We start from the raw sequence: 24,463 nt of genomic DNA on the forward strand, positions 1-24,463 counted from the left end.
CGTACCCGCTAACTTCACTTGTGCGTATGTGTGGTTGACGGGGTTGGTGTGACGGGGGTTGCGGCGTGGTGGGGTATCGGCCGACGGACTGGCACGTCCTTGACCTGGACAAGGACCCGACGCCGGGGGATCCGGAGCGGGTCAAGTCGTTGGCCCGGCAGCTGCACGCCTTCGCCGATGATGTGCAGGACGCGCTGCGGCTGGTGAAGGGGATGGCGGACGAGGATGCCGTCCTGTCGATGGTGGGCAAGACCGCCGAGGTGTTCCGGGAGGAGTTCTCCGGGGTCCCGAAGAACCTGAAGAAGCTCAAGAAGTCCTACGACCTGGCCGGCGACGCCTTGGCGGCGTACTGGCCCAAGCTGGAGCGGGCGCAGGCGCTGGCGGACAGGGCGCTGGTCAAGGGGCGCGAGGCGCAGGCCGATCTCACCTCGGCCAAGTCCCGCCTCTCGACGGCCGATTCGTGGGTGACCCGGGCGACGAAGGAGGCGGACAAGTCCCAGGATGATCCCGCCTCGGCGGGCAAGGACGTGCCCAAGCCGGACGAGTCCAAGGTACGGGCCGCAACGAGGGATGCGACCAACGCCAGGTCGGCGCAGACGTCCGCGCAGTCGGATGTGACGGCTGCGCAGAGTGCGCTGGATGCGGCGAAGAAGATGGCGGCGGATGCGCGGCGGATGCGTGAGGACGCCGCCCGGGAGGCCAGGAACAAGCTGGAGGAGGCCTCCGACGCGGGCATCCAGAACCGTGCCTGGTATGAGGAGGTGGGGGACTGGGTCTCCGACAACTGGGACACCATCGTCGCCGTCTGCAAGGTCGTCGTGGCGGTCGTCGGCATCATCGCGATGATCATCGGCGGGCCGATCCTGGGCGCCATCGTCCTGGTCGCCGCCCTGGTGGTGCTGGCGGACACCCTCAACAAATACGCGAAGGGTCAAGCCTCGCTATGGGATGTGGCGTTCGCGGCGCTGGACTGCATACCGGGCATGAAGGGCCTGACCACCCTCGGCGGACTCGCCAAGGGCCTGAAGGCCTTCGGTAAGACCGGCCTCAAGGGCATGGCCATGGGCGTCAAGGGCCTCGGCAAGGGAGCCCGTGCTATGGGCCGCCAGATGAAGAAGCTCTTTACCCGCGGCGACCCCATTGACATGGCCACCGGCCAGATGGTCATGTCGGCCACTGACGTAACCCTGGACGCCATGCTTCCCCTGCTGTTGGAGCGCCACTACCGCACCGGCGTCCGCAGCGGGCGCTTCCTGGGGCGGAGTTGGACCTCGACCCTCGATCAGCGGCTGCTGCTGGACGAGGCCGGTGTGCGGTTCGTGGCCGATGACGGCATGGTCCTCACATATCCCGTGCCCGAGCTCAACGTGCCCGTGCTCCCGGTGGCGGGCCCGCACTGGCCGCTCGGCTGGACCGAGGGTGAACTCACCGTGCACCGACCCGAGACGGGACACACCCTCCGCTTCCGTCCGCTGCCCGACAGGCCCTCGGCCGAACTGCCGCTCGCGGTCATCAGTGACCGCAACAACAACACGATCTCGGTCACGTACGCAGCCGACGGCACCCCTGACGAGATCACCCACCATGGTGGCTACCGCGTAGGCGTGACCTGCGAGGACGGTCGAATCACGGAGCTGAGCCTGCGTAGCCATCCCGAGCGGCCCACGTTGGTCCGTTACGGCTACGACGAGCGCGGAGATCTCGTAGAAATCTATAACTCCTCGGGCTTGCCACTGAAGTTCACCTACGACGACCGGCACCGCATGACCCGTTGGGAGGACCGCAACGGCATCTGGTATCGCTTCGAGTACGACGACGCCGATCGCTGCGTTGCGGGCCGCGGTATCGACGGAATTCTGGACTACACCTTCGTCTATGACGACGACGCGCACCGCACAATCGCCACCGATTCTCTCGGGTACGCCACCCATTACCAGTTCAATGACGCGTATCAGCTGATCGCCGAGACCGACCCGTTGGGCAACATCACCCGCCAGGAATGGAACGACCGGGATCAACTCCTCTCCCGTACCGACCCATTGGGCCGCATCACGCGCATGGAATGGGACCAGGCGGGCAACCTGACCGCCGTGCACCTGCCTGACGGAGCCACCTCGTCGGCCCTCTTCAACGAACTCAACTTGCCGGTAGAGCTGACCGGTTACGACGGCACGGTTCTGCGGCAGGAGTGGGACGAGCTGGGGAACTGCATATCCATGACGGACCCCGCGGACGCGACCATCGTCTTCACACGCGATGAGACCGGCGCCCTGACCTCGCTGACCGATCCGACGGGCGCAGTGCAGCATTTCGTCAACAACGCTGCCGGTCAGCCGGTTTCGGCGACGGATCCGCTCGGAGCGGTGACGAGCTTCGCGTACGACTCCTTCGGACGGAACACCGCCATCACCGACCCGCTGGGCGCCACTACGCACCTGAGCTGGACTATTGAGGGGCACCCGACAAGACGTACGAACCCGGACGGCACGACCGAGGCTTGGACGTATGACGGCGAAGGCAACTGCCTCACCCACACAGACACGCTGGGTCAGGTCACCCACTTCACATACGGTGGCTTCGACCTATTGACGACGCGCACCACGCCCGACGGGGTCTGCCACACGTTCACGCACGACACCGAGCTGAGGCTGGTCCGGGTCACGGACCCTCGGGGCCTCACTTGGGATTACACGTATGACGCGGCAGGTCGCCTCACGGCGGAGACGGACTTCGACGGACGGATACTCGCCTATACCTACGACGTGGCCGGCCAGCTTCTGAGCCGTACCAATGCCTTGGGACAGACGACGGCCTTCTCGTACGACATTGTGGGCAACCAGATCGAGAAGACGGTGGACGACCGCACTACCGTGTTCGCACACGACTCGGCCGGACGTCTTCTGACGGCCACCAGCCCGGACGTCACGCTCGCCTACCAGTACGATCCGGTCGGCCGGATCACTGCGGAAATCGTCGACGGACGCGCGCTCACCACCGTGCACGACGCCCTGAGCCGGCCCGTTCGCCGTTCCACTCCGAGCGGCGCCATCGCGACGTACTCCTATGATGCGGCAGGCAACCGCACCGAGCTGACTTCCGCCGGCCGCACCCTCGTTTCCACGTACGACGCCCTAGGACGTGAGACCTTGCGTCGGTTCGGCGGCCACGGACCTGCCCTCATCCAGACCTGGGACACCGAGGATCGCATCACCGAACGGACGCTGACCGCTCAGGGCAGGCAGCTGAAGCAGGAGACCTTCACCTACCGGGCCGATGGCAGCGTCGTTGCCCTAGATGACCACGCGACCGGGCGCCGGACGTTCGACGTCGACGGCGCGGGCCGTGTCACCGGAGTCCGGGCTGTGGACTGGACCGAGTCCTATACGTACGACGAGGTCGGCAACCAGACGCGGGCTGTCTGGCCCGACCGGCAGCCGCTCCGCGAGGCGCGCGGCGACCGCGCCTACGACGGCAATCGTGTGACGCGCGCCGGCTCCGTCCACTACGAATACGACGCCGCAGGCCGCGTCGTACTGCGCCGAAAGACCCGCCTGTCCCGCAAGCCCGACATCTGGCGATACACCTGGGACGCGGAGGACCGCCTCAACTCGGTGGTCACGCCTGATGGAACGGTCTGGCGCTACCTCTACGACCCCCTGGGTCGACGTACAGCCAAACAGCGTCTCGGTTCCGACGGCTCGACCGTAGTCGAAGAGACCCGCTTCACCTGGGATGGTCCGGATCTCGTCGAGCAGACCACCCGTAGCGATTCGATGCCTGAGGAGGTCTCGCTCACCTGGGACCGCCATGGCGTACGGCCCCTTGCCCAGACCGAACGCCGTACGAGGGCTGACGACCCGCAACACCTCATCGACGAGCGCTTCTTCTCCATCGTTACCGATCTGGTCGGCACTCCGACCGAGCTCGTCTCGGAGGACGGCGGCATCGCCTGGTGTGGGACTGCCACCCTCTGGGGGCTCACCACCTGGAGCACGGGCACCGACCTGAGCACACCCCTGCGTTTCCCCGGCCAGTACTACGACCCTGAAACCGAACTCCACTACAACTACTTCCGGCACTATGACCCGGCCGCCGCAACGTACATCAGCCCAGATCCGCTGGGGATGGACGCCGGGCCGAATCCACGGGCTTATGTGGTCAACCCCTTGCTGTGGGTAGACTATTTGGGCCTCCTGACGTGCAAAGAGAACGCCGAGCAACTGGCAAAGAACATGGCACGAGAAGGGCGCGCGAAGGTACGTGGCCAAGCGGCGGCACATATTGTCCCCTCTGGCTTCAATCGCGGGGGAGCCCCGCAGATGCGCGCTCTGTTGCAGAGGTACGGAGTTGATATCAACGATGCTGCGAATGGAATTCCACTGGGGCACCCGAGGCCCCACAATTTTACCCACAGCAATGCCTTCCTGGGACGGCTCGATCAGCATCTCCAGCAAGTCGTGCAGGAGGGAATCGACCGCGGCATGGGGGCGCGAGCCATCCGGACCCAACTGCGACGGGCACTGCGAGATGTCGGCAGGGCTGTCGAGGGCGAACTCGCGACCGGCGCCCCTGGACCGGGCGCTTATTGGACGGTGAATCCATGATGTCCGAAGCATCTCTGAAGCCCCGCTCGGTGTACCGATTGCTGCCGAGCATGGGAGAATTTCGACTCCTGATGCTCGAGGGGTCTTCACTCAGGAAAGTCATTCGCTGGCTACGCACGGACTCTCCGGAGGATCTGCCCACAGTATTGAACGCGGAATGGGGTGGTGACCCGAAAGACCGAAAGGGTGAGTTCCCGTCCGGTTATCCTGGTGCGCCTGTTATGAGCCGTCGTATCGCAGATCTTCTGCGGGATGACCTTCTGGCAGCGGGGAGCTTCTTTCCTGTACACATCGCGGACTCCGAGGCCGACGAATACGTTCTCTACACCGTGGAGCAAGTGATCGACTGCGTGGATCTGCGGAGATCTTCAAAACCGAAGAAGGGAAACGGTGAGATCAAGAAAGCGGTCTTCCGAACGGACGCCCTGCCCGCCGACCTACCGGCGTTCCGGGTGCCGGAATTCCGCGGCGGCGTCTACTGGAACGGCTGGGCAGTGGACCGCCTGACCGAGCTGCTGGGCAGCGACCTGGAAGCACGCCTGGTCTGGTCGGAAGATCCGTCCCACACACCGCACCCCAACCCCTGGGGGTTCTGACGTGAACTACGCACCGGAGTCGGCCTTCCGCGACCATATGCGCCTCGGTGCCGAACGCGTCCTGCACGGCTTCCCGGATGTACTCCGTCCCGAGATCTACGTCGTCTCGTTCCAGGTCTGGCGCGTCGACCAGGATCCTCGCTACCCCTACGCGGCCATCGGCTACAACACCGAGAGCGAGGTTCGTCGGCTGCTGAAGCAGGGGTGTTCGTACGAAGGGTCTGCCCGATGGGAGTACTCGTACTGGTTGCTGGAAGGGTTCGAAAGACTCGGCCATGTTCCCGAGGATCCGGTCGGCAGCCGCCTGCACCTGGCCGAAGCGCAGGCGGAAGGGCTCTGGTACGGGGACGAGGACGGCCTCTCCGACGAGGCGTGCGATGCCCGCGACGACCAGCTTGTGCGCCGATTCGACGAGGTGTGCATCGATGTGGCCCGTCACCTGCGAGCTGGCGGCCACCTCGCCCGGGTACTCGGACGACCGGTACCGATCGTGCTGTTCGACATGGACCGCCCGGGCTGGGAGACGGAAGCCACCGAGGCCGCCAATCCTCCCGAGGTGCTCGCCCACTTCCTGGAGCATCATTCGGTGAGATGAGCGACGGAAGGGACCAGGACCGGCCTACGACAGCAGGGCGGCCCAGAGTAGGTCGGTTTGGAGGAGACTGAATTGGCTCGCAATGTGGAAGCCTATTCCGCGCTTCGTGAGCTTCCTGTTGATTTCCTGGCCGGATTCTGTCTGGCCTGCGCGGAACGTGGGAGTGGAGTATTTACTGCTCTGGCCCGACCGGCGGATTCAGAGTGGTTCTCCTACGCCCTCGACACTGCTTGGAAGGTCCCAACCGGGCAATTCGACGAGGATGACCTCATCGAGATTCTCGAGGAATTCGAAACGAACATTGGGGCGATGGATGCTGATGATCCGGGCAGTAAAAGGTTTTCCATCACGCAGTCCGCCGTGCTGGCCGTAAACGCTATCGCCGTTTACATGAACCCGAATCCGGCACGAGCCGAGATGTCTGGCCAGACGCTCGAAACGATCCTTGGAAGTTTTGACTTCAAACTGGGCGGCAGTTCGGTCACTGTGATTCGGGCAGGTGAGGACGAGGCAGTTGGACACCTTCAGCAGTTGGAGCAAGATGCCCAAAATTCCTTCATCGAATCAGTACGCGCCCTGATCAGGGATCAAGAGGGAAGCAGCCTCGGCGAGGATTTTCTCGAAAATCTTCGTGAATCGTGCGCTCCCATTCGCGACGAGATCAGGGCAGCCGCGGAGTCCGTTGCCGAGCTGGCCGACTGGTACCAAGAGTGATGTCAGCCATTGCTGAAGTAGTCACGGAGCCATTCCATGGCCCAGGCTGCGGTCTTGTGCTGGTATTGTGCTGGTCTTGTATGGACGTGGGACAGTGTCGGATGGATCATGGCGGAACCGCGCTGTGTTGCTTGAGGAATTGCTGATATTCGCGGAGAAGTGTCTCCGTGCCTGAGGTGAGGAACCATGGATCTTCAGTCCACCATCGCCGGATTCCGCAATTTGGCCCCCTTGGGTGATCTGGAGCAGGCGTGGTGGTGGAGCCTGAACCCGGTTCTGCATTACACAGGCGCGCTCACCGCGGACGGAACGCAACTGCTCCAGATGAACACTCGAGGCGCGTACAGCGAGGACCTGTCCTATGCGGTGCTCTCCTTCACCCGCGAACATGAGCGGGAGCTTCTCCACAATGGTCGATTCCTCGGCTTCGCCGAGGGTTTCAGCGCCCCGGGCCACGCCTTCGACACAGTTGCGGTAGTTGCGCCAGAGGTCGCCCAACTGCACAAGGTCCAGAATCCGGATCTCACTCCGCTGACATACGCCGTTTTTCCCGCTTATTCATGTGAATTCTCCGGCAATGAGACCCTTGAGGAGGCTGAGTGCCGGTATTTGAAGATGCTCCCCACTGCCGACATCAAGCGGGATCCGGTGCCCTTCCTGAAGATGCGATTCGACAATCCCCGGACCGGCGGCGGCAGTACCAACCCTGGGCGTGCGCTGACCTATGAGCGGATCCTTCTGCAGGAGCTTCCGCACCTGGAGAACGCCCCCGGCGGGTTCATCGAGTTCGAGAACCGGCACGCAAAGATTTGGCGCATCGAGTGGCACGACGGCTGGTTCATCGCGGAGGAAGGCGTCGGCACACCTCGCGAGATCGGCCTTGACGAGCTCCTGGCCTTTGCCACCGCGCGGCTGGGGGACTGACGGGAGTGCTCGCTGTGGGTGGGACGTCCGCGTTGTGCAGGTCATTCGGTGTCCCGGAATGTGCGGCGGGCCCAGCGACGATGCAGGACGAGCGGATGGCGCACGACGAGCGGTGGACCGCTCGTCGCGACGGCCCGTCAGTTCTTCGGCCCCGTCGGCGCCTTGGCGCAGAGGTACGGACGGGCGAGCAGCAAGCCGGTGCCCGTGATGGCGATGCCGAAGTAGACCGGCGCCAGGTGGATGAAGTCTGTGTAGTGGATCGTGGTGTGCACCACGACCGCCGGCAGGTAGCCGGCGGATGCCGCCGCGGTCAGGGTCCAGAACACCCAGGCCTCGCCCCGCCGCCAGCCCCACGCGCTGAGCAGGATGATGGCCACCGCGGCGGACATCAGGGCGCCGCCCAGCCCCGCGCGGTCGTGGGCGACGAACGGTACAAGCCGGGGGTTCAGGGTTTCCAGGGCCTCCGCGCTGGTGCCCAGGAAGGTCAGGTCGGTCGGTACGAAGACGCCGGTCAGGCCGACCACCGAGATCACTGCTCCGCCGACGAACAGGCCTGCTCCCGTGACGATCAGCAGCAACTGGCCGGTCAGCGCCCGTCGGCGTTCCGGTTCCGGGCCCTCGGGGGTCAGGTGCCAGCGCGGTGTGTGCGGGGTCCGGCGGACCGCGGCCACGAACATCGGGAACAGTACGAGGGTGGTGGCCGTGTGCAGGGGTTCCACGAAGCCGGTGGCCAGGAAGTAGAACAAGGTGGGGAAGCCGATCGCTCCCGAGAGCAGGTACACCTCGCGGGCCCAGGGCCAGCCGCGTCTGATCCCTCCCACGGCGAGGCCGGTGTAGAGGGCGCCGATCGATGCCATCGTGCCGGCCATGGTGATCCGGTCGTGCTGGAGAAAGTGGACGAGGTGGTGGTTGGCGGCGTGCAGTTGATGCACCGTCATGCCGAGGTAGTCGCGGTCGTACCAGAGCAGTACCGGCCCGAGTGTGATCGCCGCGGCGCCGAGTCCGGCGCCCGTCATACCGAGCCCGACGAGCAGCGCCCACCACCAGGCGGGCCAGCGGCGCGGATCGCGGCCGACGTCCCGTAGCCGCGGCGCGGGCGCGGTGGGCGTGGCTGCCTCGGTGACCCGTGCGAACCAGCCGGGTCCGGCCTCGATGAGCACCCCTGGCCGGGCGAGTACGACGGCGCCCGGCTCCTCGAGTGCGGCGGCCGCGGCGGTGACCGACGGGTCGGACACATGGACCACGTGCGGGTCGTCGCCGCTGGTGAACCCGTCGACGTACGGCTTGAGGGCGGCCTCGGCCTCCGGGTCACAGGCGCGGACGACCAGCGGGATCGAGCGGTCGGCAGCGGCCTCGCGTACGGTCTCCACGTCGGCAGCCGAGACGGGCGCCACCTCGACGACACCGGCCCCGAGCGGGGGCATGGCCCGTACCGTTTCGCGGGCGAGCGAGGGCGGGACGGATATGCCGAGGCGGACGGTCACGGGTACGCCGGCGATCTCACCGGCGAGGCGCTCAGGCGGATGGCGGTGGCCGAACCCCCGGGCGATCAGCCGTGCGCCGGCGGGGCGGGAGCCGATCGAGGCCAGCAGCCGCAGTGCGGTTCGCTGCGAACGGCGACGGCCGAGGACGGCAGCGGCCGCGCCGCGCAGCGGGTGATACGTCCAGTCCGGCATCAGTCGCTCTTGCCCTCGCTCTTCGTCGCGGTCACCGGGGCGCCGGGCGCGGTCCAGCCGAGCACCGGCGTCATGGAACGCAGCGTCGCCCGCGTCGGCGCAAGCCGGGCGGCCGTGTCGCGCAGCAGCACCGCGGGCGGCCACGACAACTGGCCGATTGCGCCGAGCCGGGCGGAGCGGCGCGTGATGGCCTGGGTTCGCGGGCGGCGCAGCAGGTCGTACGAGCGGAGTGCGGCGGCCACGTCCGGGGTGCCGTCGAGGCAGTGGGCGAGGGTGACCGCGTCCTCCAGCGCCTGGCACGCGCCCTGGCCCAGATTGGGGGTCATGGCATGAGCCGCGTCGCCCAGCAGCGCGACGCGGCCGTGGACGAAGGAGGGCAGCGGCGGCAGGTCGTAGAGGTCGTGTCGGAGCACCGCGTCCGCGGGGACGGCGGCCAGCAGGGCGGGGACGGGATCCGGCCAGGACCCGAACCTGCGCAGCAGTTCGGCGTACTCGGACTCGGACGTGCCGGAGGCCGCTCCCTCCGGCAGCGACGCGGTCGCGAAGCAGTACATCCGCCCACCCGGCAGCGTTGTGTAGCCGAACCTCTCCCCGCGGCCCCAGGTCGCCGCGCCCTCGGAGGGCGGCTCGGCGAGGGGCTCGGTGACCATGCGCCAGGCCGGGTAGCCGACGTACCGGGGGGCGGCCGCGTCAGGCCACAGGGCGCGGCGGACCGCACTGTGCAGCCCGTCGGCGCCGACCACGACGTCGGGCCGGGACTCGCCCTCGCGGTGATCGACGACCAGGCCGTGGCCGTCGTCGCGGACCGCGGACACCTCGCTGCCCGACCGCAGCCTGTCGGCGGGCAGTGCCTCGGTGAGCACCCGCAGCAGGTCCGCGCGGTGCAGGACCACCAGGGGTTGGCCGAAGCGGCGCGCCAGCTCCGCGTTGTCCGTACGGGACAGCCAGCGGCCCCGGCGGTCGCGTACGCCGCCTGTGACCTCGACGGCGCCGAGTGCCCGGACGGCGTCGGACAGGCCGAGCGCCTCAAGCGCGTGCAGCGCGTTCGGCCACAGGGAGATGCCGGCGCCGATCTCGGTGAACTCCGGGGCACGTTCCAGGACTTCGACGCGCCAGCCCCGGCGGTGCAGGGCAATGGCCGCCGCGAGACCGCCGATTCCGCCGCCGACTATGGTCGCGGCGCGCTGCGGCATGGGTCCTCGCTCTGGTTCGGGGGCGCCGCCCCCGGTCAAGTGGCCGTCGATCCGGTGCTTGAGCGGCATGCGACGTGATGCAGGTCCGGCTGAGAAGCGCCTCATAGCAGCATGTCGACAGTCACCTGTCAACGTGCCGAGGGGCGGACCGGCAAGGGGTTCTTCAAGCCCAGCTCCGGACAGCCTCCACAGAGCGGAATGCCCGAATTACCTATATTGCCGCTTTGTTCAGGCTTGATAGTGCTTGATCGCGTGAATTGGGTCACGTTCGGGCGAATTGGGTGTTGTGGGTGCGTCTCGGCAACTTCTGCTTTGCAGAACGTAAGTTGAGGATCGCGTTCCGGAATAATCGGGCGATTTACCCCTCATTTCGACGAGTTCAAAAGGGGCTCACTGGGATTTCAGGGCTTGTTTCGGGTGTGTGCTCTCGCATACGTTCTCGGCGATCCGGGCGGAACGCCGAATCCTGCCGCCGTCCGGAACCCATCCATCCATGCGCTTCGGCAGGAGCGGGGGAACCAGGTAAGTCGCCGGTCCGGATTTCGGAACGGCTTGGGGTGAAGTCGCGCTCATCGTGCGGCCGGGCATCTCCCGCCCGAACCCGACAGCTCACCTCGCAGGCGCCGGAGAGGAATTCGCCATGTCCGCACGAGGTAAGCACCGTCGTTCGAAAGCCCGCCCCTTTGTCCGCGGTTTCGTCGCCGTGGGGACGGGTGGAGCCGCGCTCGTTCTCCCGATCATGGGGGCGACCGGCGCCGGCGCCGCCCAGCCGGCGCAGGTCACACAGGTCGCCCAGGAGGCGCAGGCCACAGTCCCGCAGGTCCAGCTCGTCACGCACAAGGTGGCTTCGGGAGAAACCCTGTCCAAGATCGCGAAAAAGCACTCCGTGAGCGGCGGTTGGAAGAAGCTGTACAAGGCCAACAGTGCCGTCATCGGTACTGACCCGGCGCGGCTTCGTCCGGGCCTCACGCTGACGGTCGGCACCAAAACCGTCCAAACGCCGGCAAACGAGGTGAAGGCGGCACCCGCGGCCACGCCCGCTGCCGAGCCCGCCGCTGAGAAGACGTACACGAACGACCTCGACGGCTGGATCAAGGAAGCGCTGGACATCATGGCCCAGAACGGGATTCCGGGCTCGTACGACGGCATCCACCGCAACGTCATGCGCGAATCGTCGGGGAACCCGCAGGCCACCAACAACTGGGACTCCAACGCCGTGGCCGGGACGCCGTCCAAGGGCCTCCTGCAGACCATCGATCCGACCTTCCAGGCCTACCACGTGCCCGGTACGTCGATGGACCCCTTCGACCCTGTCGCGAACATCGCGGCAGCCTGCAACTACGCCGCCGACAAGTACGGCTCGATCGACAACGTCAACGGCCCTTACTGATCGGGCCTGGGCAGAAGTAGCAGAGGCGCGAACAGCGATGGACCCGGACCCCGTTGGGGGTTCGGGCCCATCGCCGGTCAACCGAGCTTCGCGTTCTGCGCCTTCAGGATCGCTGCCGGGATCTTCGCGTCGCTGGGGTAGCCCTTGAAGATGGCCCCGCCGTTCACCGAGTAGTAGACGGTGACGACGTCGGCGCTGCGTACGGCCGCGCCGTGCACCGTGTGCGTGATCCCCTTGAGCGTCAACGTGCTCTTGAAGGCAAGGGATTCGTCACCTGCCGCATCGGTCTTCTCCGCGGTGACGGTGTCGTGCTTGCCGCTGTTGCCGTTCGCCTTGGCCGTGAAGCCGGCGCCGCAGGAGTCCACCGCCTTGGAGAGGCCGGCCATGGCGGACTGCGCCTTGCTCTCCTCCTCGTAGGCGTTGAGCGTTATGTAGTTGGACCCCTTGGTGAGTGTGTTGATCGACGCGTGATGGGTGAGGAAAGCCTGCGGTTCGCCCAGCGGGAGCTGGTTCATCACGTACGCCAGCGGGGCGCAGACCTCTTTGTCCAGGGTGACCTCGTCCTGGGACTTGGCGAAGGCGTACTCGGCGTCCAGGCTTGACTTCTCGACCTTGTAGCCACCGCCTATCTCCGCCTGGGTGACCATGAGCTTCGCGAGCCGCTCGGCCGGGTTCGGCCCTTTCGCCTGGGTGGCCGAGGCCTTGGGCTTGTCTTCAGCGGCAGTGGCAGCGGCAGCGTCGGTATCGGAGTCATCGCTGCCGCAGCCGGTCAGGCCGGTGAGTACGGCGACGGAGAGCACGGAGGCGGCCAGGGCGGTTCGCTTCATGGGGGGACAGGCTCCTCAGTTCCTGGTGAGTGTGGGGGAGCTAGGGAGGATAGCCGCACGTGTTCCGCGGCCGGACCTCAACAGCTCGGTTCAACCGCCCAGTTGAGGGTGTCAGGGAGGCGGAGGCCGGCAGGTCTTCGGCCGTGCGGTGTTTGATCGGGGCTCGGGGTAGGTGGAAACCGTCTTAATGACGGTGGCGAAGGTCATCTACGCAATGCAGGATGACATGTACCGGCCAAACCGGCCCGGGGTTTCTCTCGGATCACTCAAAGGACAGCACGTGCGCCGCTTCATCGCCATCGCCGCCGCAGCCGTCGGCTTGCTCGTATCCCCTCTATCCCTCCCCGCCCAGGCGGCAGAAGGGGCCATCGTGATCGACGGCAGGCACTACACCGATCTCGACTGCATCAGGCTCTCCAGCTCCGCGTCCAAGATCCAGAACTACACCGATGGCAAGATCGGATTCTGGGCCGACCCCCACTGCGAGCCGCGCCCCCGTCCGCAGGAAACCCTGCGGTCCGGCGCAACGGCCGTCATGGCGGAGGACAGCAGGCTCCGCAGCGTCGGCTACATCGGCTGACCTCAATTGTTCGTGAGTCCCCGTCAGTTCACCGACGGGGACTATGAGTTTGTGTGGTGCGATCTTTCGGGGCTGGGGTCGGTCGGCCAAGCTGCTGCCACGATCAGGAGCGGGCTCGTACGCCAGGGTTGGGTTCCCGGGGAAGGCGGGTGGCGTATGCCGATGGTGCGCTCGGGTCTCGGTCGACGAGTACGCCGCGTTCACCGGGAGAAGTACTGACGCCGCAACCGACCGACGTCATCCGTGCACTGGAAAATCGTGGCGCGGTCGCCCATGAACCCCGTGAGCAATTCGTGCAGGAACCGTGGACTCCGCATGACCATCGCATGTCCGCCGCACGTCACATCGTTCGCTCTCGCACAGCGGCACCCGCTCGCGGAGGCCCGTACTCAACGGGGAACCAACCGCCCCGCGTTGCGCGTGGATAACGTCGAGTCCTGTGAGGTTCGCGATTGTTGGCGCGCCTTGAGGGGCTTATGTGCTGCTGATACGGTGCGATGACTTGACACTCATTCCGGTCGCCGGTATTCGGCCAGGTCGGGCGGTACGTCCGATGCGGAATGGAGTGTCCTAAATGACAGAAACCTTCTTGGGTGTACGGGGAGCGGTTGCGTGAAGATCCAAGAGCGTACGGGGGCGGGTAACAACCGTTCCGCGGCGCCGGCTCAGCCGGCGATGGGTGAGCGTCTTCCCGCGCCGCCTCGCGAGCGCAAACCGGCACTCGCCGCTCTCGCCGTGCTGCTCATCCTGCTCGGCGCGCTCGGGGCGACGATGCTCGTGCTGCAGGCCGGGGATCGTGTCGAGGTCATTCAGGTGAAGAGGGGCGTCACCATTCAGGCCGGTGAGTCCGTAGCCAAGAGCAAGGTGACCTCTGTACTGGTCAATGCGGACTCCGACGTCAACTACGTCAAGTGGTCTGATTTCGCCACCCTCCAGAAGCTCAAGGCCAAGTCCACCATCTACGGGGGCTCCGTCGTCGTCGGTGAGATGTTCGGCGAGGCAGCCTCCCTCCCCGCAGGCAAGGCCTCCGTGGGCCTCGCTCTCAAGGAGGGCCAGTACCCGGCCAACGTGCTGAAGACCGGCGACACCGTCGCCGCCTACCGCGTGGACGACACCAGCACGGGCTCCAACAACAACTCCTCCGGCGGTACGTCCACGGACACCGACACCCTCCTCGTCGACAACGCCCGCGTGGACACCGTGAACAGCGGCGACGACGCCACCATCAGCACCGGCAACATCTCCGTCACGGTGCTCGTCGACCAGGACGACGTCCCCGCCCTCGCCCAGGCCGCCGCCGCGGGCAAGGTCGCCGTCGTCCTCGTGCCCGGCAACTAAGGGCGAGAGAGACAACAAGAGACATGGCGCTCATCGCTCTCGCCGCCGACAAGGGTTCCCCCGGCGTCACCACGGCCGCCGTCGCCCTCGCCGCGGTCTGGCCCCGCCGGGCTCTGCTGGCGGAGACCGACCCGGCCGGCGGTGACCTCGTGTACCGCAGTGCCGCCGCGCACGGCGGTCCGCTGAACCCCAACACCGGCATGCTGTCCATCGCCGCCACCGCGCGCCGAGGACTCGTACCAGATCAACTCTGGGACCACGTACAGCCGTTGAGCGGCGGACTCGAGGTGCTGGTCGGGCTCGGGAACGCCGAGCAGGCCGCCGGGCTCGCCGGGCTGTGGCCGACCCTCGGCCGGGCCTTCGCCCACCTCGCCGACTCGCCGAACGCGCCCGCCGACGTCATCGCCGACTGCGGCCGGGTCGCCGGGGACACCCCCGCCGTCGAGATGTTCTCGCAGGCCGCCCTTGTACTCCTCATATCCCGCACCGAGCCGGAGGCCATCGCGCGCGTACGCGACCGGGCCGCCGCCCTCACCGCCAGGCTGCACGGCGGCTCCCGCGGCGCCGCCTCCCTCGCGACCCCGCTCATCGGCGTCATCCTCATCGCCGACCCGGGCGACTCCGCCAAGCTCGTCCACCAGGTCAACGACATGCTGGTGGCCGCGCAGACGGGCGCCCGCGTCGTGGGCACGCTCGCCGACGACCCGTCCGGTGCCGACCAGTTGGCCGGACGCAGGCGCGGCCGGCTCGACAAGTCGCTGCTCATCCGCTCGGCGCGCAAGGTGACCGCGGACCTCTACCAGCAGTTCGGGGCGGCCTGGGCCGTACCGGCCGGCGGGTCGGGCGGGCAGCCCACCGCGGGGGCCGGCCGATGACCGCTGTCGACCACCAGCTGGTCAAGCGGTTCCGGCAGGAGGCCGGTGACCGTATCGCCGAGCAGCGCCGCCTCGACCAGGTCTCCGGCGTCACGCCGATGTCCAGCGAGGACGAGCGCCAGTACGCCCGCGCGGTCATCGCCCAGATCCTCGAGGAGTACGCCCGTACGGAGATCAACTCCGGTCGTACGCCGCTGGATGCCGAGACCGAGGAGCAGTACGCGGCCGCCGTGCACGCCGCCCTCTTCGGAGTCGGTCGGCTCCAGCCCCTGCTCGACAATCCCGAGGTCGAGAACATCGACATCAACGGGTACGACCAGGTCTTCGTCGGATTCGCGAACGGCGAGGAGATCAAGGCCGATCCCGTCGCCGAGAACGACGAAGAGCTGATCGAGCTCATCCAGATCCTCGGCGCGTACTCCGGTCTCTCCTCCCGGCCCTTCGACTCCGCCAATCCGCAGCTCGACCTGCGGCTGCCGGACGGTTCGCGACTGTCCGCAGTCATGGACGTCACCCGGCGCCCGGCCCTGTCCATCCGCCGCGCGCGCATGGGCAAGGTCTTCATGTCGGACCTCGTCGGCAACGGCACGCTGACGCCCGAGATCGGCCACTTCCTCGCCTGCGCCGTCCGGGCCCGTAAGAACGTCATGATCGCGGGCGCCACGAACGCCGGTAAGACGACCCTCCTGCGCGCGCTCGCCAACGAGATCCCGCCGCACGAGCGCCTCATCACCGTCGAACGCGCCCTGGAGCTCGGCCTCGACCAGTTCCCCGACTTGCACCCGAACGTGGTCGCCTTCGAGGAACGCCTGCCCAACTCCGAGGGCCAGGGCGCGATTTCGATGGCGGAGCTGGTGCGCCGGTCGCTGCGTATGAACCCCTCGCGCGTCATCGTCGGTGAGGTCCTCGGCGACGAGATCGTGACCATGCTGAACGCGATGTCGCAGGGCAACGACGGTTCGCTGTCCACGATCCACGCGAACAGCTCCAGCGAGGTCTTCAACCGTATTTCGACGTACGCGCTCCAGGCCAACGAGCGGCTGCCCATCGAGGCCAGCCAGATGCTCGTGGCGGGCGCCGTGAACTTCGTCGTGTTCATCCAGCGACGCAACAACTACCAGACGGGCGGCCGACTTCAGCGCATGGTCACCTCGATCCGTGAGGTCAACGGCGTCGACGGACGCGTCCTGTCCAGCGAGGTGTTCGCCGAGACGGCCGACGGCAGGGTCGTACCGCATGCGCCCCTGTCCTGCGTCGACGACCTGGTCGCGTACGGCTATCGCGGGCCCGCCGGGAACTGGGGCTGATGGGGGGATGACCGAGATGACGGCCATGACGGCCATGGCGGAGACGACGGAGATGACGGGGGCGACTGTGCAGCTTGCCGCGCTCGGCTCGCTCGGCTCCATGGGCGGGCTCTTCTCCACGACGATGCTGTACGCGCTGGCGTGCGGTGTCGCCGTCGGCGGCGGACTCGCGCTGTTCGCGGTCGCGGTGCGGGGACTGCCCGCCAAGCCCCAGCATGAGAAGCAGAAGCCCGGCCGGCGGGCCGGTGAGCTCATCCGGTTCGCAGGTCAGCGCGGTTCGATCGCGGCGGGCGCCGGAATCGTCGTCCTGCTGCTCACCCGCTGGGCGGTGGCCGGCATCGCCACCGCCGTACTCGTCTTCTTCTGGGAGAAGCTCTTCGGCGGCGCCTCCGAGGAGAAGGCCGCCATGCGCCGCGTAGAGGCGCTCGCGTCCTGGACCGAGTCGCTGCGTGACACGATCGCGGGCGCGGTCGGCCTCGAGCAGGCCATCCCGGCGTCCGCGCGCGCCTCCGCTCCCGTGCTGCGCCCGCACCTGGACGCCCTCGTCGACCGGCTCCGCTCCCGTACTCCGCTGCCCGAAGCCCTGCAACACCTCGCCGACGAGATCGACGACGCCTCCGCCGACATCATCGTCGCCGCACTCATGCTCAACGCGCGGCTGCGCGGCCCGGGTCTGCGCCAAGTCCTGGGCGCGCTCGCCAAGTCGGCGCGCGAGGAGGTCGACATGCGGCAGCGCGTCATGGCGCAGCGGGCTTCGACTCGCCGGTCCGTACAGATCGTCGTCGCCGTCTCGGTCTCCTTCGTGCTCGGCCTGTCCATCTTCAACCGCGAGTTCGTCGAGCCGTACGGCACGGCGGTCGGACAGCTCGTACTCGCCTGCGTCTGCGGCCTGTTCGCGCTCGGCTTCTGGTGGCTGCGCAAGCTGTCGACGATCGAGACGCCGGAGCGGTTCCTGGTCCGGGACGAGGCGGCGGTGCAGTTCGTACGTCCCCGTATGCCGGCCCAGTCGCAGCCGTCGCCGTCAGGGTCGGCGCAGTCGTCGGTGCCGTCCGAAGAGGGGGTACGTCGCTGATGGACCTGACCATGCCGATCGTGATCGGCGCCGTCCTGGGCCTGGGCGTCTACGCCCTCGTACGGGCCCTCATGCCGTCGAAGCGCAGCGCGGTCTCCCAGGTCGCGCGCATCGACGCGATGCGGGCGCGGGGCGCGGCGTACGAGTCCTCGCATCGCACCGCCGACGCCGGGCGGCTCGGGTCCGTACGGGCCCAAGTGGGCGCGCGGGTCGCCGAGTTCTATCTGCAGCAGGGCTGGGAGCAGCGGTCGCTGCGGGCGGATCTCGCGGTCCTGGACCGGAGTTGGGAGAAGTTCCTCGCGACGAAGGTGCTGCTGGCGGCCGGGGGACTGTTCTTCGGGCCGCTGCTGTTCGCCGTGGTGTGGACGCTGGGAGTGGGCAGCAGCCCGATCATCCCGGTCTGGCTGGCGCTGCTGTTCGCGGTCGTCTTCTTCTTCCTGCCGGATCTGGAGGTGCGGCGGGACGCGGGCGAGAAACGGCGTGACCTGCGGCGCGTGATCGGCGCGTATCTGGACCTGGTGTCGATGAGCCTGGCGGGTGGCCGGGGTCTCCCGGAGGCCCTGATGGCCGCGGCCGAGATCTCCGACGGCTGGGCGACCCAGCGGATCCGTAACGCGCTGAACGACGCGCGGATCACCGGCATCAGCCAGTGGCAGGCGCTCGGTTCGCTCGGCGAGGAGCTGGGCGTCGAGGAACTCAAGGACCTGTCGGCGTCGTTGGCGCTCGTCGCGGACGACGGCGCGAAGGTCCGCGAGTCGCTCGCCTCGCGCGCCGAGACGATGCGGCACCGCGAACTCGCCGATATCGAGGGCAGCGCGGGGGAGAAGTCGCAGTCGATGCTCGTGGCCCAACTTCTGCTGTGCGCGGGGTTCCTGGTCTTCCTGATCTTCCCCGCCGCGATGCGTGTGTTCCAGGTCTGAAGCCGACTACTACCTTCTGAGAGGACAACTCACCATGAACGGACGGAACTTCAGCACCGGGATCCCGGGGGTGGACTTCCTGATCACCTTCCTCCAGGGGAGGGTGCAGCGCGCCCGCTCCGGCGAGCTCGACCGGGGCGCGTCCGCGGTGGAGTGGGTGATCATTTCGGCGGTTGTCGTGGCGATCGTCGGTGTGGTCGCCGCGATCATCAACGAGGCGCTGGAGGGCGGCGCGGAGAAGGTGCAGGACTGCATCGAGGGTGCGGACGCGGGCAGCACCTGCTGAATTCTCCTTCTCTCATACGGGGTTGCTGGTGAGCGTACGACGCTGGGTACGCCGCCGGGTGGAGGCCGCCTCCGCCCGCGGTGACTCCGGCATGACCGCGATCGAGTTCGTGCTGCTCACGCCGGTGCTCTTCTTCATGATCTTCGCGACGGTGCAGTTCGCGCTGTACTTCTTCGCCGACCATGTGGCCCAGGCGGCGGCGCAGGCGGGCGCGCGGAAGGCGCGCGCGACGGCGGACGAGCAGCCGGGCGCCTGGCGGGGCGAGGCGCAGGACGTGGTCGACAGCTATATCGCGCAGCTGGGGCCGCAGTTGGTCCTCGCTCCCGACGTGACGATGCTCCAGCCGGAGGAGAACACGGTGGGTGTGGAGATCACGGCTCGAGTGCCGTCGGTCTTTCCCGGGCTTGATCTGACGGTGCAGGCGGAGTCGTCGGGGCCGGTGGAGCGGTTCGTGGAGGACGTGAACTAGGTGCGCTCTTTCGTACGGGCACGAGCATGTGCTTGGGCTGGGGTACGGGCTCGGGTGCGGGTCCTGGCTTCCCGCGACCGGGATCGTGGGCTGTCCACGATCGAGGTGGTGATCCTCGCCCCCGTGATGATCCTGTTCATCCTCGTCCTGGTGGCTTTCGGCCAACTGGTGGACGGGCGTGGGGCGTTGGACGGCGCGGCGCGGGATGCGGCGCGCGCCGGTTCGATCCAGAAGGACCATGCCACGGCGATGGCGGAGGCGGAGAAGGCCGCGGAGGCGAATCTCGACGACGTCTGCTCGGGCCCGGTGACGGTGAACCAGACCAGCCAGGGCTTCGAGCCCGACACGATCTTCACGGTCGAGGTGAGCTGTGAGGTACGAGGCCTCGACATGATCGGCCTCGACATCCCCACGACGCTGACGGCCAGCTTCAGCTCGCCGCTCGACCCGTTCCGGAGGACGGCGTGACGCTGCGCTCTGCTGTACGCGGATGGGTGTCGGTGCGCCGGGCCCGTATGGACGACCGGGGCTCGGGCGCCGGCGCGGTCATCATCTTCGCGCTCGTGTTCCTGTCCCTGTCGGCCTTCGTCATCGACGGCGGCCTCTCGATCTCGAAGCGCGAGCGTGCCGCCGACATAGCGGAACAGGCTGCCCGCTACGCCGCCCAGGACATCGACCTCGACGCCCTCTACGACAACGAGGCCGGCCCCGCCCCGATCCTCTTCGAGAACTGCAACGCCCGAGTGAAGGCCTTCGCCGACGAAATGGGCATGTCCGGCGCGGACATCGGCGCCACGCACTGCGTTGCCGCGAACGCGGACGAGGTGGAGGTCGAGGTCCAGCTCACGTACGCCCCGGTCTTCACGGGCATGTTCTACGGCGGGGACGTGGTCGTCCATGGCCAGGCGGTGGCGGAGAACGAGGTGGGCTGACGCCCGTTTGGACGTTGAGGGGACGGGCCTACTTGTCGCCGCCGCCCTTTCCGCCCCCGCCCTTCTCCTTTGTCTTCACGCCGTCCCGGACCTGCTTCGCCAGGTCGTCGTCGAGCTTCTTGAACTCGCGTACAACGGCGTCGGACATGCTGGCCAGCGCGTCGAGCTGCTGGTTGATGTCCTCGCGGCCGTCCTCCCAGTTGGACTCGAACTCCTCGAGCTTGTCGTAGACGCCACCGTCGCCCACGTCGTCCCGGTAGGACTCGAAGAGCTTCTTGGTGTGGTTCATACGCCGCTTGATGTCGCGCAGCCGGGTCCCGTAGTCCTCCAGCTCGCTGAGCGGAAGCGCGAGGTCGGGCTTGGCCATGTCTTCGATCCCCCTGGGGTGTTTGTGCCGCCTGCGGACCCATCAGAACGTACGTGTGAAAGTACCGCATCGGTCTGACAGGCGGAGTTCGCTGCGCCGGTGCATGTGTCCTGTCGGGCAGCGGCGGAAGATCTGGGAAACCTGCACACCATTCACCGGGAGGTCATGCGGAACCTGAATAACTGTCACACCTGTTTCGCAGCATGAGGCTTTGGCGGGTGGATGTCCGGCTTGGAAACCTGGTGGCAACTGTTGTGCGTGCAGCGGTGTGAACGGCTGTGTGAAGGAGTTGGTGTATTTGGTGATTCGGTCGTCACAGTAGTGAAGTCGGCCATCGAAATGCGTCCCGTAGCGGCCACGAACGACTGGCCGTGCCTTCGTCGGCGTGCTTTGATCCTGCGCACGGTGTGAGTCTCCGGGAATGGTTCCTGGTGTTTTCGGGAATCCGGCGGACTCCATCATTGGGAAATTCACCTTCGAAGGGAATCGCGCGTCATGAACTTTGCCCCGCAGGTTGAAACGGCTGAGATCTCCGACTCCGGCTTGGACAGCGTCTCCGGCGGTCTCGCGGCCGACGTGTTCGGCGGCGGACACCTCCAGGTCGCGTCCGTCGACGTCTGCGCCGACGTCTTTGCCGCCGCCTCGGCCGAGGGCGTCGTGGCGGGCGTGGGCGTCCACGCCGCCGCCCACTGACACTGACGAAGCGGGTGCCGCGGGGTCGGGCCCTGGATCGCGGGGACCAGTCCGCGAAAAGCCTGAACACTTCCCAGGAAAGTGTTCAGGCGTCGCTCGTTTGAGCGTCTGAAGGGCATCTTCCCCGTCGCTGTTCACGCTTTTCGCAACTGGTGCCCCGGTAGGGGGTGGCGGCGAGTCGCGATCAGCGCACCCGCCGTCCGCCGTCACCAGGTCCGGGTCCCGTCCGCCGGCTGCCGGTGGCGCCCGTCATCGGTGCGCGTGCCCGGGCTCACGTCATGGGCATGAATTCGGGCAGGGTGAGGGCCGAGTGGGCCGGTCGCCCCTCCGTGGAGGAGGGCATGGTGCTGAGTTTGCGCAGCATGTCGTTGCGCTGCTCCAGGGCCCGGGCGGTGGTGGGGAAGAGTGTGGCGTCGCCCTCGCCGACCTGTTCCTGGTTCACGGTCACAAACTCACGGGTGTTGTGTTCGTAGGCGGCGAAGCCCGCGGCGTGGTCCCGGTCGGCCAGGGAACCGGCGAGCATGTACGCGCCGACGAGCGCGAGGCTGGAGCCCTGTCCGGTAAGGAACGAGGGCGCGTACGCGGCGTCACCCACCAGCGCGACCCGTCCGCTCGACCAGCGGGGCATGCGGATCTGGCTGACCCCGTCGAAGAACAGGTCGTCCGCGTCGCGCATGGCGGCAAGCATGCCCGGGACCTCCCATCCCGCGTCGGCGAAGACCGTGGCGACCAGGTCCCGTTGGGCTTCCGGGTTCCGGAACGCGTCGAACGGCGGTTCCGGGTGGGCGAAGTTCAGGAAGGCGTGCACTTCGTCGCTGTCCCCCACGGCGTAGAGTGCCGCGGCTCTGCCCGGGGTGTTCCACATCATGGTCTCGTGGGAGAGCCCGAAGGTGTTGCGCATGGTGAACACGGCGAAGCAGTAGCCGAGATACCGGTGGAACTGCTCTTCGGGGCCGAACAGGAACTCGCGGGTACGTGAGTGCAGACCGTCCGCACCGACCACCATGTCGAACGTACGCATGCTGCCCCCGCGGAAGGTGACGTCGACCCCGTGGCCGGACTGGTCGAGGGCGTCGATGGAGTCGTTGAACAAGAACTCCACGTCGTCACGGACCGCCGCGTACAGAGCGCCGGTCAGATCCCCACGCCGTATCTCCAGGTCCCGTCCCGCGACACCGCCGGTGACGGTGTGCGGGTTGAGCGAGGCCACCTCGCCGCCGTCCCCGTCGAGGAAGGTCAGCCGGCGTAAGTCGACGTGCGCGTCCTGCAGTCGCGGCAGGATTCCCATCCTCCGGACGACCTCGAGTGCGGTGCCGCGTACGTCGATGGGGTAACCACCGTCACGAAGTGTGCCCGCCTTCTCGACCACCGTGACCGCGAATCCGTAGCGGTTCAGCCAGAACGCGAGGGCGGGCCCTGCGATGCTGGCCCCCGATATCAGGACCTTGCGCCTCGACGTGGAACGGATATCCCTCAACTGATCGGTGCGGGTCATTCCTTGACTCCTTTGCTCATGGTCCGGGCGACAAGCAGGGACAGCGCCGTGACGACGCCGGCGATGACGAAACCGGTGACGAAGGCCGATTCGGCCGGGACATCCGACCCGGAAGGGGTCCCGGCGGCGAGGAGCGCAGCACCGACCTGCGAACCCACGGCCATGCCGAGCACGCGGGTCACCAGGACCAGGCTGGTGGCGATGCCGGTGTCACTCTGATCGACGGAAGTGGCGGTGCGGGTCACCATCGCCGTAACGCACAGGCCGTTGGCAAGCGCGATCATCATTTTGCCGATGACGAGGTGCCATACCTCGGTGTGCACGGCTGCCAGGGCGATCAGGGCGGCGGCCATGATGGAGATCCCGGCGATGGCCACGGCACGCGAGCCGAAACGCCGCGCCCCGATCCCACTGATCGGCCCGGCCAGCGACGCGGCCACGGTGCCGGGCAGCAGGTAGAAGCCGATCTCGGTGGCGCTGGCCCCGAACCCGTACTCGTGGGCGGGCACATCGAACAGCTGCGGGACGAGATAGACCGCCATCGAGGTACCGAGGCAGATCACGAACGTCAGCACACACGACTTCCATATCGCAGGCCGTGCCAGCATCCGCAGATCGATCATCGGCGAGGCCGCACGACGCTCGACGGCTGTCCATCCGGTCACGAAGGCGGCCAGGAGCACGATGAGGGCGCCGAACGCGAGTGGCTGCGAGCCGGCGTCGGGCGCCAGCGCGAGTACGAGCATGAGCGTGACCAGCGTCCCGCTCAGGAGACCCAGGCCGGGCCAGTCGACCCCGGCGTCGTCCGACCGGCGCGGCGTGTCATGCGGCATCAGCCTGTTCACCAGCAGGGTGGACCCGATGACCGCGATCGTCGGCAGCGCGAACATCCAGTGTCGGGACAGCTGTTCCGCCACGGGCCCGGCCGACAGCATTCCCGCCATCCCGCCCCCCACGAACAACCCGCTGACCACCCCGATGGCCACCTTCGAATCTCCCTCGGGGAGGTGTTCGCGCACCAGGATGAACGACAGGGGCAGCGCGCCCACCATCGCTCCCTGCAGTACCTGGCCGAGCAGCAGCACGGGCAGGTTCGGCGCCAGGGCGGACACCAGGCCACCGGCCGAGACCACCGCCATCAGCCGGATCATGACTCGTTTTCCGCCGTAGCGGTCGCCGAACTTGCCTGCGACCGGTGTGATGAGCGCGCCGGTGATGGCGAGCACGATGCTGAGTAACCCCCCTTCGGCTCGACTCATATCCAGCTCGCGTTGCAGAAGCGGGAGCGTCGGCGCCACCACCGACTCCAGGGCACCGGTGGAGACTGCCAGCAGGCCGAGGGCCCAGACAGCGGCCTTCCCGCTGCGAACCGGGGGAGCCAGAGTTGTGGTCATGGTCGTCCTTTCCGTCATTGCCGGGCGAGTAAGGGGTCGGCCGTACGCGTAGCGCTGCCGCCTTGCCGGGTCCGGCGCGGACACAGCGGCCATTCACGCGGTGCGCGGTGCGCATGGTGCTTTGCGGACAGGTCCGAGGTCGTCCGGCGGGGTGAACCCGGGGAAGCGGTACTGAGGTGGCGCATGCACGGCTCCGCCGGGCGGAGCGGGCGTACG

At 67.3% G+C, this 24,463-nt stretch carries 23 protein-coding genes and 1 riboswitch; of the genes, 17 read left to right on the plus strand and 6 right to left on the minus strand.

Translation table 11 applies throughout. The features are described from left to right. Positions 1-65 precede the first annotated feature (65 nt). From OP79_RS09180 to OP79_RS09200, 5 genes are all read left to right on the plus strand, one after another. A complete protein-coding gene (locus OP79_RS09180) occupies positions 66-4,604 on the plus strand; it encodes a DUF6531 domain-containing protein (RefSeq protein ID WP_051744531.1) in 4,539 nt (1,512 codons plus the stop codon). After that, positions 4,601-5,200 (plus strand): hypothetical protein, encoded by a 600-nt coding sequence (locus tag OP79_RS09185; RefSeq protein WP_033319533.1) that lies wholly within the window; start codon positions 4,601-4,603, stop codon positions 5,198-5,200. Before OP79_RS09180 ends, OP79_RS09185 begins: the two co-directional genes overlap by 4 nt. 1 nt (position 5,201) lies before the next feature. Then, on the plus strand, positions 5,202-5,795 hold the full coding sequence (locus OP79_RS09190) for a hypothetical protein (RefSeq protein ID WP_245685257.1): 594 nt from the start codon (positions 5,202-5,204) through the stop codon (positions 5,793-5,795). A 72-nt stretch (positions 5,796-5,867) separates the two neighbouring features. After that, complete coding sequence (locus OP79_RS09195) at positions 5,868-6,509, plus strand: hypothetical protein (RefSeq protein ID WP_157857298.1); 642 nt, start codon at positions 5,868-5,870, stop codon at positions 6,507-6,509. A 186-nt stretch (positions 6,510-6,695) separates the two neighbouring features. Beyond that, positions 6,696-7,433, plus strand: a complete 738-nt coding sequence (locus tag OP79_RS09200; RefSeq protein WP_033319535.1) for a hypothetical protein — start codon at positions 6,696-6,698, stop codon at positions 7,431-7,433. 137 nt (positions 7,434-7,570) lie between these two features. Here OP79_RS09200 and OP79_RS09205 read toward each other — a convergent pair whose 3' ends face one another. Together OP79_RS09205 and OP79_RS09210 are read right to left on the minus strand one after the other, a co-directional pair. Further along, the gene (locus tag OP79_RS09205) at positions 7,571-9,109 is read right to left on the minus strand and encodes a hypothetical protein (RefSeq protein WP_033319536.1); all 1,539 of its coding nucleotides are present in this window, start codon (positions 9,107-9,109) and stop codon (positions 7,571-7,573) included. After that, positions 9,109-10,371, minus strand: a complete 1,263-nt coding sequence (locus OP79_RS09210; RefSeq protein ID WP_245685258.1) for an FAD-dependent monooxygenase — start codon at positions 10,369-10,371, stop codon at positions 9,109-9,111. Before OP79_RS09210 ends, OP79_RS09205 begins: the two co-directional genes overlap by 1 nt. A gap of 417 nt (positions 10,372-10,788) precedes the next feature. Further along, positions 10,789-10,940, plus strand: a riboswitch (cyclic di-AMP (ydaO/yuaA leader). A gap of 2 nt (positions 10,941-10,942) precedes the next feature. Here OP79_RS09210 and OP79_RS09215 point away from each other — a divergent pair. Beyond that, positions 10,943-11,692 (plus strand): transglycosylase SLT domain-containing protein, encoded by a 750-nt coding sequence (locus OP79_RS09215; protein WP_033319537.1) that lies wholly within the window; start codon positions 10,943-10,945, stop codon positions 11,690-11,692. Positions 11,693-11,769: 77 nt separating this feature from the next. Here the strand turns inward: OP79_RS09215 and OP79_RS09220 are convergent, their stop codons facing one another. Beyond that, positions 11,770-12,519 carry a hypothetical protein gene (locus OP79_RS09220; protein ID WP_033319538.1) on the minus strand — a complete coding sequence of 250 codons (750 nt, stop codon included), beginning with the start codon at positions 12,517-12,519 and terminating at the stop codon, positions 11,770-11,772. A 187-nt stretch (positions 12,520-12,706) separates the two neighbouring features. Between OP79_RS09220 and OP79_RS09225 the strand changes: the two genes are divergently transcribed. The 10 genes from OP79_RS09225 to OP79_RS09270 all read left to right on the plus strand — a co-directional run bounded on the left by OP79_RS09225 (position 12,707) and on the right by OP79_RS09270 (position 20,298). Beyond that, positions 12,707-13,099, plus strand: a complete 393-nt coding sequence (locus tag OP79_RS09225) for a hypothetical protein (RefSeq protein ID WP_157857299.1) — start codon at positions 12,707-12,709, stop codon at positions 13,097-13,099. Between the two features lie 612 nt (positions 13,100-13,711). After that, positions 13,712-14,437 carry a hypothetical protein gene (locus OP79_RS09230; RefSeq protein WP_033319540.1) on the plus strand — a complete coding sequence of 242 codons (726 nt, stop codon included), beginning with the start codon at positions 13,712-13,714 and terminating at the stop codon, positions 14,435-14,437. Positions 14,438-14,460: 23 nt separating this feature from the next. Beyond that, complete coding sequence (locus OP79_RS09235) at positions 14,461-15,312, plus strand: hypothetical protein (protein ID WP_033319541.1); 852 nt, start codon at positions 14,461-14,463, stop codon at positions 15,310-15,312. Beyond that, positions 15,309-16,619: a TadA family conjugal transfer-associated ATPase gene (locus OP79_RS09240; RefSeq protein WP_033319542.1), complete on the plus strand. Its 1,311-nt coding sequence runs from the start codon at positions 15,309-15,311 to the stop codon at positions 16,617-16,619. The genes OP79_RS09235 and OP79_RS09240 overlap by 4 nt, the downstream gene beginning before the upstream one ends. 52 nt (positions 16,620-16,671) lie before the next feature. After that, the gene (locus OP79_RS09245; RefSeq protein WP_033319687.1) at positions 16,672-17,691 is read left to right on the plus strand and encodes a type II secretion system F family protein; all 1,020 of its coding nucleotides are present in this window, start codon (positions 16,672-16,674) and stop codon (positions 17,689-17,691) included. Next, positions 17,691-18,611 carry a type II secretion system F family protein gene (locus tag OP79_RS09250; RefSeq protein WP_033319543.1) on the plus strand — a complete coding sequence of 307 codons (921 nt, stop codon included), beginning with the start codon at positions 17,691-17,693 and terminating at the stop codon, positions 18,609-18,611. Before OP79_RS09245 ends, OP79_RS09250 begins: the two co-directional genes overlap by 1 nt. A gap of 34 nt (positions 18,612-18,645) precedes the next feature. Next, positions 18,646-18,897 carry a hypothetical protein gene (locus OP79_RS09255; RefSeq protein ID WP_033319544.1) on the plus strand — a complete coding sequence of 84 codons (252 nt, stop codon included), beginning with the start codon at positions 18,646-18,648 and terminating at the stop codon, positions 18,895-18,897. Between the two features lie 22 nt (positions 18,898-18,919). After that, positions 18,920-19,366: a TadE family protein gene (locus OP79_RS09260; RefSeq protein ID WP_033319545.1), complete on the plus strand. Its 447-nt coding sequence runs from the start codon at positions 18,920-18,922 to the stop codon at positions 19,364-19,366. Positions 19,367-19,420: 54 nt separating this feature from the next. Further along, positions 19,421-19,834 carry a TadE/TadG family type IV pilus assembly protein gene (locus OP79_RS09265; protein WP_033319546.1) on the plus strand — a complete coding sequence of 138 codons (414 nt, stop codon included), beginning with the start codon at positions 19,421-19,423 and terminating at the stop codon, positions 19,832-19,834. A 47-nt stretch (positions 19,835-19,881) separates the two neighbouring features. Then, positions 19,882-20,298 carry a pilus assembly protein TadG-related protein gene (locus tag OP79_RS09270; protein WP_211270764.1) on the plus strand — a complete coding sequence of 139 codons (417 nt, stop codon included), beginning with the start codon at positions 19,882-19,884 and terminating at the stop codon, positions 20,296-20,298. A gap of 28 nt (positions 20,299-20,326) precedes the next feature. Here the strand turns inward: OP79_RS09270 and OP79_RS09275 are convergent, their stop codons facing one another. Further along, a complete protein-coding gene (locus OP79_RS09275; RefSeq protein WP_033319547.1) occupies positions 20,327-20,665 on the minus strand; it encodes a hypothetical protein in 339 nt (112 codons plus the stop codon). A 495-nt stretch (positions 20,666-21,160) separates the two neighbouring features. Here OP79_RS09275 and OP79_RS09280 point away from each other — a divergent pair, with 495 nt between their 5' ends. After that, a complete protein-coding gene (locus tag OP79_RS09280; RefSeq protein ID WP_033319548.1) occupies positions 21,161-21,358 on the plus strand; it encodes a hypothetical protein in 198 nt (65 codons plus the stop codon). A gap of 271 nt (positions 21,359-21,629) precedes the next feature. Here the strand turns inward: OP79_RS09280 and OP79_RS09285 are convergent, their stop codons facing one another. Beyond that, on the minus strand, positions 21,630-22,853 hold the full coding sequence (locus OP79_RS09285) for an FAD-dependent monooxygenase (protein ID WP_033319549.1): 1,224 nt from the start codon (positions 22,851-22,853) through the stop codon (positions 21,630-21,632). Further along, the gene (locus OP79_RS09290; RefSeq protein ID WP_033319550.1) at positions 22,850-24,247 is read right to left on the minus strand and encodes an MFS transporter; all 1,398 of its coding nucleotides are present in this window, start codon (positions 24,245-24,247) and stop codon (positions 22,850-22,852) included. Before OP79_RS09290 ends, OP79_RS09285 begins: the two co-directional genes overlap by 4 nt. Positions 24,248-24,463 lie beyond the last annotated feature (216 nt).

It is taken from the genome of Streptomyces yerevanensis, from assembly GCF_000716805.1.
Taxonomy (GTDB): domain Bacteria; phylum Actinomycetota; class Actinomycetes; order Streptomycetales; family Streptomycetaceae; genus Streptomyces; species Streptomyces flaveus.